The sequence below is a fragment of the Kribbella solani genome, assembly GCF_014205295.1.
Taxonomy (GTDB): domain Bacteria; phylum Actinomycetota; class Actinomycetes; order Propionibacteriales; family Kribbellaceae; genus Kribbella; species Kribbella solani.
Window position 1 is genome coordinate 2,791,565 of the sequence record NZ_JACHNF010000001.1, and the last position, 17,714, is coordinate 2,809,278.

General features: G+C 68.5%; 17 protein-coding genes. 3 read left to right on the forward strand and 14 right to left on the reverse strand.

Annotation, left to right across the window (positions count from 1 at the left end; genetic code table 11):
* The first annotated feature begins 44 nt into the window (after positions 1-44).
* Positions 45-599 carry an NUDIX domain-containing protein gene (locus HDA44_RS12505; protein ID WP_184833986.1) on the forward strand — a complete coding sequence of 185 codons (555 nt, stop codon included), beginning with the start codon at positions 45-47 and terminating at the stop codon, positions 597-599.
* On the opposite strand, the gene HDA44_RS12510 is transcribed toward HDA44_RS12505, so the two are convergent.
* The 8 genes from HDA44_RS12510 to HDA44_RS12545 form a co-directional block, all read right to left on the reverse strand.
* Positions 564-1,367: an SRPBCC domain-containing protein gene (locus tag HDA44_RS12510; RefSeq protein ID WP_184833988.1), complete on the reverse strand. Its 804-nt coding sequence runs from the start codon at positions 1,365-1,367 to the stop codon at positions 564-566. The genes HDA44_RS12505 and HDA44_RS12510 overlap by 36 nt on opposite strands.
* On the reverse strand, positions 1,364-2,218 hold the full coding sequence (locus tag HDA44_RS12515) for an FAD binding domain-containing protein (protein WP_184833991.1): 855 nt from the start codon (positions 2,216-2,218) through the stop codon (positions 1,364-1,366). The genes HDA44_RS12510 and HDA44_RS12515 overlap by 4 nt, the downstream gene beginning before the upstream one ends.
* Positions 2,215-4,599 (reverse strand): molybdopterin cofactor-binding domain-containing protein, encoded by a 2,385-nt coding sequence (locus HDA44_RS12520; protein WP_184833993.1) that lies wholly within the window; start codon positions 4,597-4,599, stop codon positions 2,215-2,217. The genes HDA44_RS12515 and HDA44_RS12520 overlap by 4 nt, the downstream gene beginning before the upstream one ends.
* Positions 4,596-5,159, reverse strand: coding sequence for a (2Fe-2S)-binding protein (locus HDA44_RS12525; protein WP_337905906.1), 564 nt, complete (start codon positions 5,157-5,159; stop codon positions 4,596-4,598). The genes HDA44_RS12520 and HDA44_RS12525 overlap by 4 nt, the downstream gene beginning before the upstream one ends.
* Positions 5,160-5,677: 518 nt before the next feature.
* Positions 5,678-6,988, reverse strand: a complete 1,311-nt coding sequence (locus tag HDA44_RS37170) for an XdhC family protein (protein ID WP_184833995.1) — start codon at positions 6,986-6,988, stop codon at positions 5,678-5,680.
* A gap of 125 nt (positions 6,989-7,113) precedes the next feature.
* The gene (locus HDA44_RS12535) at positions 7,114-8,271 is read right to left on the reverse strand and encodes a vWA domain-containing protein (protein WP_184833997.1); all 1,158 of its coding nucleotides are present in this window, start codon (positions 8,269-8,271) and stop codon (positions 7,114-7,116) included.
* A gap of 6 nt (positions 8,272-8,277) precedes the next feature.
* Positions 8,278-9,153, reverse strand: a complete 876-nt coding sequence (locus tag HDA44_RS12540; protein WP_337905908.1) for an AAA family ATPase — start codon at positions 9,151-9,153, stop codon at positions 8,278-8,280.
* Positions 9,154-9,230: 77 nt separating this feature from the next.
* The gene (locus HDA44_RS12545) at positions 9,231-9,959 is read right to left on the reverse strand and encodes a nucleotidyltransferase family protein (RefSeq protein WP_420488502.1); all 729 of its coding nucleotides are present in this window, start codon (positions 9,957-9,959) and stop codon (positions 9,231-9,233) included.
* 81 nt (positions 9,960-10,040) lie between these two features.
* Between HDA44_RS12545 and nadA the strand changes: the two genes are divergently transcribed.
* A complete protein-coding gene (nadA, locus tag HDA44_RS12550; RefSeq protein ID WP_184834001.1) occupies positions 10,041-11,222 on the forward strand; it encodes a quinolinate synthase NadA in 1,182 nt (393 codons plus the stop codon).
* Positions 11,223-11,225: 3 nt separating this feature from the next.
* Here nadA and HDA44_RS12555 read toward each other — a convergent pair whose 3' ends face one another.
* The 6 genes from HDA44_RS12555 to HDA44_RS12580 all read right to left on the reverse strand — a co-directional run bounded on the left by HDA44_RS12555 (position 11,226) and on the right by HDA44_RS12580 (position 15,837).
* A complete protein-coding gene (locus HDA44_RS12555) occupies positions 11,226-11,603 on the reverse strand; it encodes a VOC family protein (RefSeq protein ID WP_184834003.1) in 378 nt (125 codons plus the stop codon).
* A gap of 45 nt (positions 11,604-11,648) precedes the next feature.
* Positions 11,649-12,839 (reverse strand): glycosyltransferase family 4 protein, encoded by a 1,191-nt coding sequence (locus HDA44_RS12560; RefSeq protein WP_184834005.1) that lies wholly within the window; start codon positions 12,837-12,839, stop codon positions 11,649-11,651.
* The gene (locus HDA44_RS12565) at positions 12,839-13,255 is read right to left on the reverse strand and encodes an FAD synthase family protein (RefSeq protein WP_184834007.1); all 417 of its coding nucleotides are present in this window, start codon (positions 13,253-13,255) and stop codon (positions 12,839-12,841) included. Before HDA44_RS12565 ends, HDA44_RS12560 begins: the two co-directional genes overlap by 1 nt.
* Entirely contained in the window at positions 13,255-13,980 is a 726-nt protein-coding gene (locus HDA44_RS12570; RefSeq protein ID WP_184834009.1) for a CDP-alcohol phosphatidyltransferase family protein, read from the reverse strand. The genes HDA44_RS12565 and HDA44_RS12570 overlap by 1 nt, the downstream gene beginning before the upstream one ends.
* Complete coding sequence (locus HDA44_RS12575; RefSeq protein WP_337905910.1) at positions 13,977-14,525, reverse strand: adenylyltransferase/cytidyltransferase family protein; 549 nt, start codon at positions 14,523-14,525, stop codon at positions 13,977-13,979. The genes HDA44_RS12570 and HDA44_RS12575 overlap by 4 nt, the downstream gene beginning before the upstream one ends.
* 88 nt (positions 14,526-14,613) lie before the next feature.
* The gene (locus HDA44_RS12580) at positions 14,614-15,837 is read right to left on the reverse strand and encodes a glycosyltransferase family 4 protein (RefSeq protein WP_184834011.1); all 1,224 of its coding nucleotides are present in this window, start codon (positions 15,835-15,837) and stop codon (positions 14,614-14,616) included.
* A gap of 41 nt (positions 15,838-15,878) precedes the next feature.
* On the opposite strand from HDA44_RS12580, the gene HDA44_RS12585 reads away from it, so the two are divergent.
* A complete protein-coding gene (locus HDA44_RS12585) occupies positions 15,879-17,606 on the forward strand; it encodes a right-handed parallel beta-helix repeat-containing protein (protein WP_238352431.1) in 1,728 nt (575 codons plus the stop codon).
* Positions 17,607-17,714: the final 108 nt, after the last annotated feature.

Here is a 17,714-nt window from a genome sequence, read left to right on the forward strand (position 1 = left end):
GCCCACTTCGCGAACCTAACGACAGGACGTAGTCGTCTACGTACATGTCTTGGCCCCGCCTGAACGCCGCACGAACCAGCCCCGATCACCGACCACTACCTGTCCTTCGGTACACAGTTGGCAAGAAGTCAGTTCTGTTCGAGGTACCGCAGCTACGACTCGGGGCGGTCGCGGCGGTTCTGGACGGCGGTCGGCTGTTGCTGACCAAGCGGACCGACAACGGCGAGTGGTGCCTGGCGGGCGGCGCAGTCGAACCGGGCGTGCGGCCGGCTGAGGCGGCCGAGCGGGAGGCGTACGAGGAGACCGGGTTGTCGGTACGGGTGACTGGGCTGATCGGGGTGTACTCGAACCCGGATGTGGTCGTGGTCTATCCGGATGGGAAACGAGTGCAGGTCGTCGGGATGGTGTTCAAGGCCGAGGTGGTTGCCGGTGAGGCGGGGTGTTCGGCGGAGGTGAGCGAGTCGGGCTGGTTCACCTCGGAGGAGGCCGCAGAGCTGGTCGTGGTCGCGGGACATCGACCTGTACTGCCGGCTGTCTTCAGTGGGCAGCCGTGCTTCGACCCGTCAGTGGCGGATGAGGCGGCGGAGGATCAGGGCTAGGGTCGCGCCGATCAGGTACGGGGCGGCGCGGCGGGCCAGGAGCGGAAGGACTGTGCCGACGAGGTCCAGCGCGACCGCGTCCTCGGGCTGCGGAGAATCGTCCGGCAGCGCATCACCGTGCTTCCCCGCATCAGGTTGGGCAGATGAGCTCCCCTTGGCATCGGACGGCGAGCCTCGCCCGAGCGAGGGGTCCGGCGTGGCCGATCCGTCCGAGGTCGGCGACCCGCCAGGTCCCTGGGGTGTCGCTGCCCCGCCGGGTCCCTGGGGTGTCGCTGCCCCGCCGACGTCAGTCGACCCCACCGACTCCGTGGATGTGGTGGGTTCGGTGGTCAGTTTGGATTTCAGGCAGGTGGTGAATTGGTTGAGGAGTTTGGTTGAGACGTCCTGGATGAGACCTCGGCCGAACTGCGCGGGACGGCCGGTGATGGTCAGATCTGTGTCGACTGTTACCCGGGTACTGCCGGGCCCGGCTTCCGTCAGCTTGGTGGTGACTCGCGCCGTCGCCGTACCGTTGCCGCGCTTGTCCTTGCCCTTGGCATCGATCACCGCGTGATGATCCGCGGCGTTGCGCTCCACGAACGTCCCGGTGCCGGTGTACAGCAACGACACCGGGCCCAGCTTCACCTTGCACGAGCCGGTGAAAGCATCACCCTCGTACGAGTCCAACGTCGCGCCGGGGAAGCATGGCACCACCCGTTCGAGGTCGTTGAACGCGTCCCACACCTCCCCGATCGGCGCGGGTACGACGAACGCGTGCTCGAGCTTCACGCCGTACCTGCCGCTGCCAGCACCGCGCGCCTGGTCAGTACCGTGGCCAGATGCCGGCGGTAGTCAGCGTCACCGTTGAGGTCAGTCGTCGGCGCCGTGCCCTCCGCCGCCCAACCCGCGGCCGCGCGTACGGCTTCGGCAGTCGCCGGCTGTCCGACCAGCGCCTGCTCAACCGCGGTCGCACGGATCGGTGTCGCGCCCATGTTGCCCAGGGCAACGCGCGCCTCCGCGATCGCCCCACCGTCCAACCGAACGGCCGCCGCGACGGAGACGATCGACCACGCCTGCGCGACCCGGCTGAACTTCTCGTAGTGCGCACCCCACCCGGTGTACTTGGGTACGCGCACCTCGACCAGCAGTTCATCCTCGTCGAGCGCCGTACTGAACACGCCTTGGAAGAACTCCCCCGCCGGCACCGTACGCCGCCCAGAACTGCCCGCGATCACGAACGACGCGTCCAGCGCCACCGCCACCGCAAGCAGATCAGCGGCCGGATCGGCGTGCGCCAACGAACCACCGAACGTACCGCGATGCCGGATCTGCGGATCACCAATCGTTGCCGTAGCCAACGAAATCAGCCGCGTGTGCGCGCCGATCAGCGGATCGGCCTGTACGGTACTGTGCGGCGTCATCGCCCCGATCACCAACGCGTCGCCGTCATCGCGTACGCCGCGCAGCTCGGCGATCTTTCCCAGATCGACGACCGTTTCCGGCGCCGCCAGCCGCAACCGCAGCGCCGGCATCAGACTTTGCCCGCCGGCCAGAACCTTCGCGTCGGTGTGCTCGCGCAACAACGCCAGCGCCTCGTCGACACTCGCCGGGCTGAAGTACTCGAACGCCGCCGGAATCATGAGCGCGTCCCTTCCTGAATCGCCTTCCAGACCCGGTACGGCGTACATGGCATCGTCACGTCCGTGACGCCGAGCGGCCGGAGCGCGTCGACGATCGCGTTCACCACTGCGGGTGTCGACGCGATCGTGCCGGCCTCGCCAACGCCCTTCACTCCGAGTTGATTCGTGGTCGCGGGCGTCTCCGTGCGGGCAGTTTCGAAGCTCGGCAAATCCGGTGCCCCCGGCAACAAGTACTGATCGAACGAGCCGGTGATTAGCGTACCGGCATCGTCGTGCACCGCTTCTTCGTACAGCGCCTGGGCGATCCCTTGCGCCAGACCGCCGTGTACTTGTCCTTCGACGATCAGCGGATTGACTACAACGCCGACATCGTCGACGCTCACGTACGATCGGATTGTCGACCATCCGGTCTCGGTATCGACCTCGACCGCGCACAGGTGCGTACCGTGCGGGAACGAGAAGTCCTCCGGGTCGAGCGTCGCGTCCGCATCCAGCGAACCGTCGCCGGCACCGTCCAGCTTGTGCCCCTGGAACACCGCGAACGCCAGCTCGGCCATCGTCATCCCGGCATCCGTTCCGCGCACGCCGTACCGACCGGCGGAGAACTCCAGGTCGTCGGCGTTCGCCTCCAGCAGTTGCGCCGCGATCGGCTTCGCCTTCTCGATCACCTTGTCCGCCGCGGCCAGCACCGCCATCCCGCCGACCGCCAGCGAGCGCGATCCGTACGTGTCCAGTCCGCGCACCGCGACCTGCGTGTCACCGTGCAGCACTTCGACGTCCTCGAACGCCACGCCCAACCGGTCCGCGACCAGCTGACTCCAGGCGGTCTCGTGGCCCTGGCCGTGCGGGCTCGTGCCGGTGACCACCTCGACCTTGCCGGTCGGCAGCATCCGGATCGATGCGTGCTCCCAACCTCCGCCGACGTACCCCATCGAGCCCAGCCAGCGCGACGGCGCCAGACCGCACATTTCGGTGTACGTCGATACGCCGATCCCGAGTTGCACCGGGTCGCCGGATTCCCGGCGTCGCGCCTGCTCGGCGCGCAGTTCGTCGTACTTGAACAGCTCGCGCGCCTTCGCGGTCGCGGCCTCGTAGTTGCCGGAGTCGTACTGCAGGCCGGCGACTGTCGTGAACGGGAACTCCTCGTGCTTGATCCAGTTCCGTTCGCGGATCTCCAGTGGGTCGACGCCGACGCGGGCGGCCAGCTCGTCCATGGTGCGTTCGATCGCGTACGTCGCCTCGGGCCGGCCGGCGCCCCGGTACGCGTCGGTCCACGTCTTGTTCGTGAACACGTTGGTGATGCCGAGGTGGTACGCCGGGAACTTGTAGATCCCGTTGTACATAAAGGCTCCGAGCAACGGGATCGCCGAGGTGACCAGACCCAGGTATGCACCCATGTCTGCCGTCAGCTCGACCTTCAGGCCGGTGACCGTACCGTCGGCGTTCGCCGCCAGCGTGACCTGCTGCCACTGGTCCCGCCCGTGATGCGCGGACATCAGCGACTCGGACCTGGTCTCGCTGTACTTACAGGGTTTCCCGGTCCGGCGGGCCGCGATGACGGTCAGTACCTCCTCCGGCGTGAACTGCAGTTTGCCGCCGAATCCGCCGCCGACGTCCGGTGCGATCACCCGGATCTTGCTTTCCGGGATGCCGAGCACGAGCGCGATGAAGATCTTCACGAAGTGCGGTACCTGTGTCGACGACCAGACAGTCATCTGTTCGGTTGTAGGATCGACGACAATCGACCGCGGCTCCATGAACGCCGGAATCAGCCGCTGCTGGCGGAACGCCTCCTCGATCACGATCCCGTCTTCACGGGCGGCCGCGATCGCTGCCTCGACGTCACCGCCGGTGCCGGATTCGGCCGAGTCGTACGACCAGACCGCGGACACGTTCGTACCGAGATCCGGATGCGCGAGTACCTCGTCGCGCGCGGCGGCGCGGAGCTCGAGCGCCGCGGGAAGTTCGTCGTAGTCGACGTCGACCAGCTCCGCCGCGTCGTTCGCCGCGGCCGCCGAGCGGGCCACGACCAGCGCGACGATCTCGCCCGCGAAGGCGACGTGATCGACTGCCATCGACGGGTGCGCCGGCGCCTTTTGGTCCGGCACGACCGCCCAGGCGTTGGGCAGCGCGCCTTGCTCGTTGGCGATGTCCGCACCGGTGATGACGGCAACCACCCCGTCGGCAGCCCGCGCCGCGGTGGTGTCGATACCGGTGATCCGAGCGTGCGCGAACGGGCTGCGCACCATCGCAAGATGCAGCATGCCCGGCAGCACGATGTTGTCCGTCCAGCGCGTCCGCCCGGTAATCAGCCGCGCGTCCTCCTTACGCCGCCGCGGCGCCCCAACTTCCCGCGCCGCCCGCTCCTCGGTAGCAGTCACCCCACACCCCCAACCGCCGCCGGCGCGTCTGCCGGCCGCGCGTCTACCGCCTGCGCGCCTGCCGGCTGCGCATCTGCCGGCCGTGTGTTCGCCTGCGCGTCTGCCGGCCGCGCGTTCGCCTGGTGGGCGGCGGCGCGGACGGCTTTGACGATGTTCTGGTAGCCGGTGCAACGACAGAGGTTGCCTTCCAGCCCGAGCCGGATGTCCTCGTCGCTCGGATCAGGATTGTCAACAATCAGATCGATCGATTGCATGATCATCCCCGGCGTGCAGTACCCGCACTGCAGAGCGTGGTTCTCGTGGAACGCCTGCTGCATCGGGTGCAGTTGTCCGTTCGTAGACAATCCTTCGATCGTCGTCACCGCGTGCCCGTCCGCCTGCACCGCCAGCAGCGAGCAGGACTTCACGCTGCGGCCGTCGAGATGAACCGTGCAGGCCCCGCAGTTCCCGGTGTCGCAACCGATCACGGTGCCCGTCTTCCCCAGTTGCTCGCGCAGATAGTGCACCAGCAGCGTGCGCGGCTCCACCTCGTCCGTGAAGCTGCTTCCGTCGACCTTCACCGTGATCCGGGTCATCGCCCCGCCTCCAGATGTCAGCACTCGCCGTACCTTCGATCCTGCGCCCGTTGTGATCTCGACCACAACCCCCGACCGACAGGTACATCCACACCAAACCAGCCCACCACCACCGAATCGATCCGTCGGAGCTGGATCGATTCGGCGCTGGACCAGTCAGCAGCCAGCTGCTCCGCCAGCGATGAACCGGTCAGTCGCGGATAAGTCAGCGGTTGACGGCCAGCGGCCAGCCGTTCCGTCAGCGGTGAATCGGTCAGTCCTGGCCAAGCCAGTCGTGGATCGCTCCGCGCTGGACCGGTCAGCCGACCGGCCAGTCGTGTACCGGTCCGCGGTCGACCCGTCAGCCGTGGATCGGATAGTCGTGGAAGGGTCAGCGGCGGACCCGACAGCCGTGGTTGCTCAGCCGTGGTTGCTCAGTCGTGGACCGGTTAGTCGTGGAGCGGTCAGCCGTTGACCGGTTAGTCGTGGAGCGATTAGTGGTTGAGCGGTCAGCCGTTGACCGGTTAGTCGTGGGTTGGTTGATGGTGGATTGGGCCGGCTGCGGTTGATAGGGGTTGGCCGGCGCCGCCCCAGCGTTGGGCGATGAATTCGGCGGCGATGCTGACCGCTGTCTCCTCGGGGGTGCGGGCGCCGAGGTCCAGGCCGATCGGACTGGACAGCCGGGCCAGTTCGGTCTCGGTCAGTCCGGCCTCGCGGAGCCGCTTCAGCCGGTCGTCGTGCGTACGCCGCGAACCCATCGCACCGATGTACGCGAGCGGCGGGAGCCGGAGCGCGACCTCGAGCAGCGGTACGTCGAACTTCGGGTCGTGGGTGAGCAGGCAGATCACCGTCCGGTCGTCGATCCGTCCGGCCGCCGCCTCACCGGACAGGTACCGGTGCGGCCAGTCCACGATCACCTCGTCGGCCGACGGGAACCGGGACGCGGTCGCGAACACCGCGCGGGCGTCGCACACCGTCACCCGATAACCCAGGAACGAGCCGATCCGGGCAACTGCAGCTGCGAAGTCGATCGCCCCGAAGACCAGCAACCGCGGCACGGGAGCGTACGAGGACACGAAAACGCGCATGCCTTCGCCACGCCGCTGCCCGTCCGGTCCGTACTCCAGCGTCTCCGTCCGCCCGTTCGCCAGCAGCCCCCGAGCGTCGTCAAGCACAGCGTCGTCCGCCCGCTCCGATCCCAGGCTCCCACCAACACCGCCCGACCCCTCCGAACCCAGGCTTCCACCGAAACCGCGCCCCCGCTCCGAACCCAGGCCTCCACCGGCACCGCCCGACCCCTCCGAACCCACGGTTCCACCGACCGCGCCCGGCTCTTCCGAGCTCGGGGTTCCACCGGTGCTGTGCGGGCGCTCCGAGTTCGGGGTTCCGGCGGCGTTGTCCGGGTGGATGATCAGTCGGCGGCCGAGTCGGGTCGGGTCGGGGTGGGCGACCACCGTCGCGACGGCGACTGGGCGGCCTTCGGCGATGTCGGCCGCGACCTCGGCCAGTTCCGGGAACGACGTCCGGTCGACGCGTTCGACGAACACGTCGATGATCCCGCCGCAGGTCAGCCCGACCGCGAACGCCGACTCGTCGCTCACGCCGTACCGCTGCAGGACCGGCTTGCCGGACGCGAGGATCTCCTCGCCGAGCTGGTATACCGCGCCCTCCACGCAACCGCCGGACACACTGCCGACCGCCTCGGCGCCCGGCCCGACCAGCATCACCGCGCCCGGCGGCCGCGGCGCCGACTCGAACGTCGCGACAACAGTGCCGACGGCAACCGATTCGCCTGCCTTCCACCACGTCAGCAACCGATCCAGCACATCACGCATCGCCCACCACCACCAGCAATTCCGCCTGCCTCCACCACATCAGCAACCGACCCACCCCGTCACACATCGGCCACCACCCTGGCAACTTCGCCTGCCTCCACCACGTCGGCAACCGACTCAGTACGTCAAGCATCGGCTACCGCCTCCAGTAACTCGGTGAAACCGGCCAGGCTGTGCCCGGCGACGAGGTCGTCCAGGTACGGCAGCACGGCGACGATGCCGGACTGCACGGGCGCGTACCCCGGCTTGCCGCGGTGTGGGTTGAGCCAGATCACCCGGTACGCGAGCGCGGCCAGCCGTGCCATCTGCGCGCCGAGCAGCGCGGCGTCACCGCGTTCCCAGCCGTCGCTGCACACGACCACGACCGCGCGCCGGGCCGTACCCCGCTGACCCCAACGATCCAGGAAGACCTTCAGCACCTCGCCGAGCCGGGTGCCGCCCGACCAGTCGGGTACGACGTCGCCCGCGGATCGCAGCGCGAACTCGGCGTCGCGCCGGCGCAATGCCGGGGTCACGCGGGTGAGCCGGGTGCCGATTGTGAACACTTCGACGGTTCGAGGCGCGCGTTGGACGAGCGTGTGGGCGAGCCGCAGCAGATTGTCTGCATATGGACGCATCGAACCGGAGACGTCGATCAGGAACACGACCCGCCGCGGCCGAACGCCACGGCGGCGGTACTGGACCCGGGCCGGTTCGCCGACCTGCCGGAGCTGGGCGCGCAGCGTACGCCGCGGGTCGATCTCGCCGCGATGCGACGGGCGGCGGCGGTGCGCCCGCCGGACCGGGAGCCGCGGGTGCAAGGTGCCGAACATGCGGGCGAGCTCGGCACGGTCTTTTGTTGACAATCCTGCGATATCGCGGTGACGCAGCACCTCGGTCGTACTGGCAGAGACGGTGAGCGTCCGATCGGCCTCCGCGCCGCCGGCGGTGTCGTCGTCGGCGAGAGGTGCCTGGACGAAGGACCGAGGTGTACGAGGGACCGCGCCGCGCGGGCGCTCTCCGGCGAACCAGGCCGCGAACACCTCGTCGTACCGGGCGGTGTCGTCGGGGCCGCTGCACAAGGCGGCGCGACCGGCCCAGTACACGTCCGCGGTGCGCCCGGGGTCGAGCGCGGCGACGGCACGGAGAAAGAGGTGCACCCGGTCGGCCGTCACCGCCAGACCAGCCTGTCTGAGCGCCGCTCCGAACCCAGCCAAAGCAAGATCTGGCGCCGCCCCGAACCCGGTCGAGGCATGACCTGGCGCCGCTCCGAACCCGGTCGAGGCAAGATCTGGTGCCGGCATCGTGGCTCAGCTCGCGAGCAAACGGTCGAGGGATTCGCGGACCCGGTCGGTGTCCTCGCGGTATTTGAGGACCGCTCCGAGCGTGGCCGCCGCCGTTTCCACGTCCAGTACGCCGGTGCCGAGGGCGTCCAAAGCGCGGGCCCAGTCGAGCGTCTCGGCGACCCCGGGCGGTTTCAGCAGGTCGAGCTCGCGGATCCGCTGCACCGACCGCGCGACCTGCTCCGCGAGCCGGGTGGACACCTCTGGCAGCCGGGTGCGGACGATCTCGATCTCGCGGGCCAGGCCCGGATGGTCGATCCAGTGATACAGGCAGCGGCGCTTCAGAGCGTCGTGGACCTCGCGGGTCCGGTTCGAGGTGAGCACGACGATCGGCGGTACCTCCGCGGTGACCGTCCCGAGCTCCGGAATCGTCACCTCGTACGTCGACAGCACCTCCAGCAGGAACGCCTCGAACTCGTCGTCGGCCCGGTCGATCTCGTCGACGAGCAGGACCGCCGGACTCTCCCGCAACGCCCGCAGCACCGGACGCGACAACAGGAATCGCTCGTCGAACAGGCTCTTCTCGACCTCTTCCACGGCCGCGTCCGAACTCGTCGCCTCGACCGTCCGCAGGTGCAGGATCTGGCGCGGGAAATCCCAGTCGTACAGCGCCTGGGACGCGTCGATACCCTCGTAACACTGCAACCGGATCAGCTCCAGCCCGAGCGCCTCGGCGATCGCCGCCGCCAGCGAGGTCTTCCCGGTTCCTGGCTCTCCTTCAAGCAGCAGCGGCCGTTTCAACGCCAATGCGAGGTACCCGACCGTGGCCAGGCCGTCGCCGGCGAGATATCCGGTCGCCCGCAAACGCTCGCCCAACTCCCCCGCCGACCCAACGGCAGCCACCCACCCAGCATCACCCGCCACCCGCCCATTGCCAACCCTCACCCACCCAAGCCTTCCTGTACCTGGGTGGAAGTGGGTCAGCCGTGGCCGGGTGGGAGGGAGTCGGGGGTGTCCACGTCGGCGCCGTCGGCCAGGTCGGCGCATTCGATGCGTACGGGTTGGTGGCTGCGCAGGTACGGGCGGGCGCCCTCGTCGCCTCGTGCGGTGGCGAGGACGCCGGCCCAGTGTTCGCGGCCGATCAGGACGGGATGTCCGGGTGCGCCTTCGTACGTTGCTCGGGCCAGGGCGGTTGGGGCGGAGTGGGCGGCGACCCGGCGTACGGCGTTCTCGGTCAGGCCTGGGACGTCGACCGGTACCACGAGTACGGAATCAATCGGCGCGGAAGTTGCGTCGTTATCGAGGTCGGTTTGGAGGGCGGCCAGGGATTCGAGCGCGGTCAGGCCGGCGCGGAGGGAGGCGCCCATGCCTTCGGACCAGTCTTTTGCTTCGGCGATGTGTACTGGCTCGGAGGTGAGTTTGCCGCGGACGTCATCCGCGGCGGCGCCGATGACGACGACAACCGGCGAACAGCCCGACGCGATGAGCAAGCGGGCTGCACGGACGACCCACGGGATACCGGCGGCGTCCGGTACAAGCGCCTTCGGCGAACCGAACCGACGCCCCGCACCCGCCGCCAGCACCAAACCCGCAGCCGCAAATCCAAATCCCGCCGCGGAGGAAGCGGAATCCGGCGTGGACCCCGTACTCGGCTCAGAGCCGGAGTTCGGCGGTGGTTCGGGGCTGGTGGGACTGCCAGGGGTGGTCACAACGGCAGGGTACTTATTTCATAGTTTGGGCAGTGACGTGTACCACGTGGTGGGGACGTGGTGGCGTGGGACGATATTGACGTGACGACGATCGCAGACGGCTCGAAGTCCCTTCCGTTGTTGTTCCTGGGGCAGAACACCGACCCGCATTCCGAGCGTGGGGTCGAGTGCCCGGGCGCGCTTCCGCCGGCCTCCGACCCGGATCTGGTGGAGCGGGCGCTGAAGGCGAAGGCAGCACTGGGCGACCAGGTGTTCGTGCTCGGGCACCACTACCAGCGGGACGAGGTGATCCAGTTCGCGGACGTCACCGGTGACTCGTTCAAGCTGGCCCGGGACGCGGCGAACCGGCCGGACGCGCCGTACATCGTGTTCTGCGGCGTGCACTTCATGGCGGAGTCCGCGGACATCCTCACCAACGATTCGCAGACGGTCATTCTGCCGGATCTCGCGGCCGGCTGCTCGATGGCGGACATGGCCCGGATTCAGCAGGTCGAGGCGGCCTGGGACGCGCTGGCCGACGCGGGCGTCGCGGACGTGACGGTCCCGGTCACGTACATGAACTCGAGCGCCGACATCAAGGCGTTCTGCGGCCGCAACGGCGGAGTGGTGTGTACGTCGAGCAACGCGGAGACCGCGCTCGACTGGGCGTTCGAGCAGGGCGAGAAGGTGCTGTTCCTGCCCGACCAGCACCTGGGCCGCAACACCGCCGTGCTGCAGCTCGGCCTGTCGCTCGACGATTGCGTCGTGTACGACCCGCACAAGCCGGGCGGCGGACTGACCCGTGAACAGCTGGCGGCCGCGAAGATGATCCTGTGGCGCGGGCACTGCTCCGTACACGGCCGTTTCACCGCGGAGTCGGTCGACGACGTCCGCGCCCGGGTACCAGGCGTGAACGTGATCGTGCACCCGGAATGCCGCCACGAGGTCGTCACGAAGGCCGATCTGGTCGGCTCGACGGAGTACATCATCAAGACGCTGGAGACGGCCGAGCCGGGTACGTCGTGGGCGGTCGGCACCGAGCTGAACCTGGTGCAGCGACTGGCGAAGCAGCACACCGACAAGAACATCGTCTTCCTGGACAAGACGGTCTGCTACTGCGCGACGATGAACCGCATCGACCTCCCGCACTTCGTCTGGGCGCTGGAGAACCTGGTCGCCGGTCACGTCGTCAACCCGATCAAGGTCGACGCGGACACGGAGAAGTACGCCAAGGTCGCCCTGGACCGGATGCTCGCCCTTCCCGGCAAGACGGCCCGCGACTAGCAGTCAATTACCTGGAAGGAACAGGCAGAACAGGTGGCCGTGCGGGTCGCGCATGACGCGAACTCCGCCCGGCTGCGGCTGGTGTGACTCGACCGACGCGCCCAAACCGACGGCACGCTGGGTTTCAGCGTCGAGGTCGTCCACCTCGATGTCGAGGTGCGCCTGCATCTGCTGGGCGTCCGCGCGCTGCGGCCAGACCGGCGGCTCGTGGTCGGTTTCCAGCTGGAAGCTCAGGCTCGGTCGCTCCCGCTCGGGGTGGCGCAGCCGGACCCAGGTCGGATCGCGGCTGACCTCGACCCAGCCCAGCAGCTCGCGGTAGAAGTCGGCGAGTTGGGGCGGGTCGGGCGTACCGATGACGGTGGCAGCGAGATTCGCGGACATGGCACGGCCTTTCACCTGAACGGACTGGCTCCTGCAAGTACCCCGTCAGTCGGCGGTCACGCGTGCCGAGGTGTACCACTCGGAGAGCAGGTCCGGCAGCCGGTCGGGGCCCCAACGGTCGACGGGCGTGATGCGGCCGCGGAGCGAGCCGAGGCCCTTGGCGAGCTCGCCGACGACGTCGCCTCGCCAGGGCACGGTGACGCCTTCGTCGGGGCCGACGATGACGGCCGGACCGCCGCGGTCGACGCAGACCACAGGGCACCCGGACGCGAGCGCCTCGGTGACTGCCCAGCCCGCGGCTTCGCGCAGCGCGGGCGCCAGCAGCGCGTCCGCGCGGAACATCGCCGCCAGCACGTCCTCACGCGGCAGCGCGCCCATGAACTCGACGCGGTCCCGAACACCGAGCTGCCAGGCGAGACTTTCGGCGCGACCCCAGTCCGGCCCGTCGCCGATGACGCGCAGCTCCCAGTTGGCCGCCTCCGGCCGGGCGAGCGCGCTGATCGCCAGCAGCACGCCCTTCCACGGGATCAGCCGGCCGACGAACAACGCCGTCTTCACGCCGTGATCGCCGAACGGCTCGTACGGCCCGGAGGCGGTGAACCGGCGGATCGCGACATTCGGCTCGACCACGATCTCACGCGCGTACGGCCGGAACGCGTCGGCCACATCGTTGTTCTGGGCAACCATCAGGTCGGCGGTCTGGGCCATCTTCCGGCCGGTCAGCCGGCGCCGCAGCCCGGTGTACGCGCGGCGCACCAGCTCTCCGGTCATCCCGCGCGGCCCGAGCCAATGTGCCATCGACAGTGGCGCGGTCGTGGATCCGCCGACCGGGCCCCAGATCACCTTCGCCGACGAAGCCTCGATGACGCCCGCGCCCATCCAGTCCACCGCGAACGTCAGATGGTGGATCACGTCGAACACGTGCTCGGCATGCAAGCGCGCCGCCGTACGCCGCGCGAGCCCTTGCCAGAGCGGGTAGTACCAGTACACGTCGGCGGGACGGCGGCGCAGGCGCAGCACCCAGCGCGGCATCTCCAGCGGCACGACGGTCAGCCCCGGCACCGGTCGCTGCGCCAGCTCCTCGGTGATTTCGTGCGCGAACTTGCCGCGGGTGAGCAGCCAGACGTCGTGGTCCCGGGCCGCGGCCTTCGCCCAGGCCCAGCCGGCGCCGGGCTCGGACCCGCCCTGCGGCCGGCAGGCGTAGGCGCTGAGCAGTACCTTCGGCCGGCCAGGCATCAGCTCATCCCCTCCAGAAGCCTGCGCAGATCGGTGCTCGAGGTGGAGGCGGTGTACGGGAAGTAGTGCACCTGTGCGCCGACCTCACCCAGCAGCCTCTCCAGTCTGATCCCCTTCTCCGTTCCCTTCCAGTCGTCGCCTTTGAAGAGAACGTCGTACCGCACCTGTTTCCACATCTCGAACTTGTCGCTCGACCAGTCCCGGACCACCTCGTCGACCAGGTCGAGCGCTCGAATGACGTCCATCCGTTCGTCGAGCGGTACGACCGGCGGGCGGCCCTTGATCCGGGCCACCACCTCGTCCTCGACCACGCCCGCGATCAGGTGATCGCAGTGCTCGCGGGCCCGGCGCAGGATGTTCAGGTGGCCGATGTGGAACATGTCGTACACCCCCGGGGCGTACCCGATCACGGCCATCAGGCCCGCGCCCCGAGCAGTGCCATCTCGCGGTACCACTTGGCGATCGCGGCGATCAGGAAGAGCAGGTTCAGGGCGAGCAGCGCGCCGTACAGCGCGACGAACACCGACGGGTTGCCGAAGGCAAGGAAGACCAGGCACAGTACGCCGTAGTCGGTCGGTGCGATGAGCAACGATTTGAGCACCGAATCGCCACGTACGTTGGGCTTTCCGGCGTCACCGTGGCGCCGGCGCAGCTGGTCGATCAGGATCAGGCCGAAGAACAGCACGGATGACATACAGACGTACGCCAACGGTACGAGCAGCAGCGAATCGTTGTCGAAGGCATCGAACCGGTAGAACGAGATCAGCACGGCGCTGTGCAGCAGCACGATCTTCACCGCGTCGATCATGTGATCGAGCCACTCACCGAGCGGCGAACCGCCACCGCGCAGCCGGGCCAGCTGCCCGTCCGCGGAGTCCAGGCCGTAGCCGAGCACCAGCAAGGCCGTGACGCCGAGCGCCAGTCCGAACGACGGCCGGACGGTCGCGACCAGCACGATGCCGGCCAGCGAGCAGAACCCACTCGCCAAGCTCACCTGGTTCGGTGTCCGGCCCGCGTGGAACGCCGCCGCGGCGAACACCCGGCCGATCCGGCGATTCACGAACCGGGAGTAGGCGGGGGTACCGGCCGACGGCTTCTGCGCCTGCGACAGCTGCGCGACCGTGGCGCGGAGTGAACTCATGCGACCGAGCTTCGGGATTGGCGCTGGTCGATCGCGGCGCGGAGGATCGGGCTGCGGGAGGTACGGCCGGCCGGCAGGATCGTGAGCAGCGCGGGCGGAATCCGGTCGAGCTCGGCCGCGCTCAGTACACCGTCCATCGCGCTGGCCGCGAACACCGTCTGTACACCGGTCAGCCACGGCGGGCGTACGTCGCCGACGGCAACCATCTCGCTCGCCGCCATCTCGCTCAGGGCAGCCATCTCGCTCGGGGCGATCGTCTCGCTTGTGACGATCGTCTCGCTCGCGGGGATCAGCTCGTCGACGGAAATCACCTCGTCCACGCAGCGCAGGTGCTCGACGATCCGGGCCCGCTCGGGCAACGGTACGAACGGGCGCGCGCCCCAGGCGTCCAGCGCCCACTCGTCCGACAGCACCGCCACCACCAGCCGGTCGCAATGCCGGCGGGCCCGTTCGAGCACGTCGATGTGGCCGACGTGGAACAGGTCGAAAACCCCCACCACACATCCGGTTCGCGGCACGCTGACCACGTTTGCATCCCCCAACACGAATTCCCGCACCTCTTCCGGCGCGACGCCGCCCCCTGCGTCCCGTTGCGCGACTCTATCTGGTTTATACCTGTCTGGCACGACCCACTCAGCGTTCCGTACGGCGCCGGCCGCGGTCGGCGTGCCGGGCGATCGCATCGGTGTAGATCCTCTCCGTGGCGGCGAGGTCACGCTCCGGTGTGAAGCGGTCCAGGTACGCCTGTCGGGCTCGTTCGCCGAAGGCTACCGAAGTCCCGGGATCAGCCACCAACCCGATCGCCTTTCGCAGCGCCTCGGGGTCGCCGGGCGCGGTAAGTACACCGGTTTCGCCGTCGTCGACCAGTTCCTCGAGCGCGCCGAGCCGGGACGCGACCACCGGGATGCCGTACGCGAAGGCCTCCACCACCACGAGTCCGAAGCTCTCATACGAACGCGCCGGGACGACGACGGCGCGCGCGGACCGGAGGACATCCATCCCGTCCGCCCACGGTAGTTGCCCGAGCACCCGGATCGACGGGTCGCGACCGGCCCGTTCCTCGGCCGCGCCGCGCAGCGGTCCGTCGCCGACGACGACCAGCGTGCCGAGCTCGGCGTCCCACGCCTGCAACAGATCCGCGAATCCCTTGTCCTCGCTCAACCGCCCGAGGAACACGACGCTCTCCCCGGCACCGTCACGGACCGGGCTCTCGTTCTGTCCAGGGTTCGGTACGGGGTGCGGTACGGCATGTGGTTTGACCACGAACCGCTCCGGATCGAACCCGGCCGCGACGTACCGATCCCGGACAAATGCTGACGGTACGACGAACGTGTCGACGTAGCGCCGCCAGGTGTGCAAGGTGTTGTGTACGCCGATGCTCGTCGCCAGCGGCAACGTCTGCACCCGGGACTCGCGGTAGCAACCGTGCTTGATCGCGGGCAGCGGCAGCCGGCCGACGCAGGACTCACACGGCCGGCCGTCCCGCTGCAGGACCGCGTTCGCGCAGATCAGCCGGAAGTTGTGCAGGGTCGCGACGACGGGCAGGCCGAGTTTGCTCGCCGCGCGCAGCACCGAGGCGCTGAACAGCGGGAACGTGTTGTGTACGTGGACGACGTCGGGGCGTTGCTCCTGCAATAGCTGTGTTAAATCGCGTTCGGCCGAAAATGACCATACGGAGCGAAACGGTAACAGCGCGCGATCTTTTCGGCCGAGTTCGGCGATATCGTCGCTGTTCCGGGCGTACAGATCGACCTGGTGGCCCGCGTTCCGCAACAAATCAACTGTTTGCGCGACAACGGTGTTCTCGCCACTGGGTTGACCGGTCCGGTAACGGTTGTGCAGCATTGCGACCCGCATGGCATTACCTTAAGTGATCGCCCACTCCCCCGGAGAGTGCATTGAGGAAGTCGTGGACCGCCGCGCTCGTTGTCGCGGGGCTGGCCGTTGTCGCGGTCGCCGTACCGGTGATCGCCAACGAGAACAAGGCGAACACGACAGCGAAGGCTCCGGACGCGGAGGAGGCAGCCACTCGTACGCTGCCCTCGCACCGGGCCACGGCCGGCAAGGGGCAGCCCAAGGTCACTGCCAGTCCGGGGCAGCCGTCGAAGCCCGGGCGTGGTGCGCATCCCAGTACGCATCCCAGCGCGAAGCCGACGGCCGGGAAGCCGTCCGCGCGGCCGTCTGGCAAGCCGGTGAAACCTGTTGAGCCGAAGGTCCCGGTCAAGCCGGCGGTGAGTTCGGATCAGGCCGGTCCGGCGGTTGCCGGTCCGTGCAGCGGCGTGGTGATCAAGCCCGGTCAGAACGCGCAGTCGATCGTCAACTCGAAGCCGGCCGGTACGACGTTCTGTTTCGCTGCCGGTACGCATCGGATCAGCAGCACGATCCGGCCGAAGGCCAACCAGGTGCTTGCCAGCTCGCAGCGCGCGGTGCTGACCGGATCGGTCCGGTTGACCGGTTGGGTCGCGTCCGGGTCGCGGTGGGTTACGCGTGGCGCGTTGCCGGCCGCGTACGGCAAGAGTGGCGAGTGTGAGGACAACAAGGCGAACATTTGCTATCTGCGGGAGCAGTTGTTTGTGGATGGCGTACATCTGACCCGGGTTGCGTCACTCGCCGCCGTGAAGGCGGGGACGTTCTACGCGGACTACGCGGCTGACGCGATCTATCTCGGCAGCAACCCGGCCGGGCGGGACGTGGAGATGTCGCGGACGGCGACCGCGATCGAGTCCGGCGCCAAGGGCGTGGTCGTTCGCGGGCTGACCATCGAGCACTTCGCCAGCGCGCCGCAGGCCGGGGCGCTGGTGTCCGGTCCGGGGTGGAAGGTGACCGCGAACGACGTCCGGTGGAACCACGCCGTCGGCGTGATGCTGGTGGACGCGGACAGCACGAAAGTGGATCGGAACCTGATCCATCACAACGGGCAGCTCGGCCTCGGTCAGTACTCCTCCGCCGCCGCGGCCGTGACCCGGAACGTGATCAGCTCCAACAACACCGACGGATTCTGGATCGCCGACTGGGAGTCCGGCGGGATCAAGTCCACCCGGTCGTCCGGCACGGTCAGCGGGAACGTGATCAAGGCGAACAAGGGCATCGGGATGTGGGCCGACGTCGCGGACGACGGCCGGTCGATCATCGGCAATCAGATTGTCGGCAATTCCGCGGACGGCATCCGGTACGAGATCAGCCGGAACGGTGTGATTGTCGACAATACGGTCACCGGCAACGGGTTCGGGACCGGACGCGGGTCTGGTACGTCGCTGTGGGACGGCGGCGGGATCAACGTGAACACCTCCACCGGCGTGACGATCAAGGGCAACCGGGTGGCCGGCAACGTCAACGGCATCACGATCCAGTCCCGGACGCGTGGCAGTGGGCCGTGGGGCACGTACCTGTTGCGCGATGTGCAGGTGAGCGGCAACACCGTCGAGATGACCGGCGGCAGTCAGGCCACCGGCATGGTGCAGAACTCCGGCGCCACCGTGCCCGCCGGCGAGGTCGTGTTCACCGGCAACAAGTACGTACTCGACGACCTGGCCACCCAACGCTTCTCCCGCTTCGGCGCCCGCCTGACCCCCGCCGGCTGGCGCAAAGCCGGCCTCGACCAAGTCAGCACCTTCGCCGCCAACTAACCCCCGCCCCAACACCGCGAACCCTCCCTCCCCCAACACCACCCGGCCGCCCGTTCGCCCGGCGCGACGTAGCTGACTGCGTGATTTGGGTGGCCGTGGTTGTTGGCT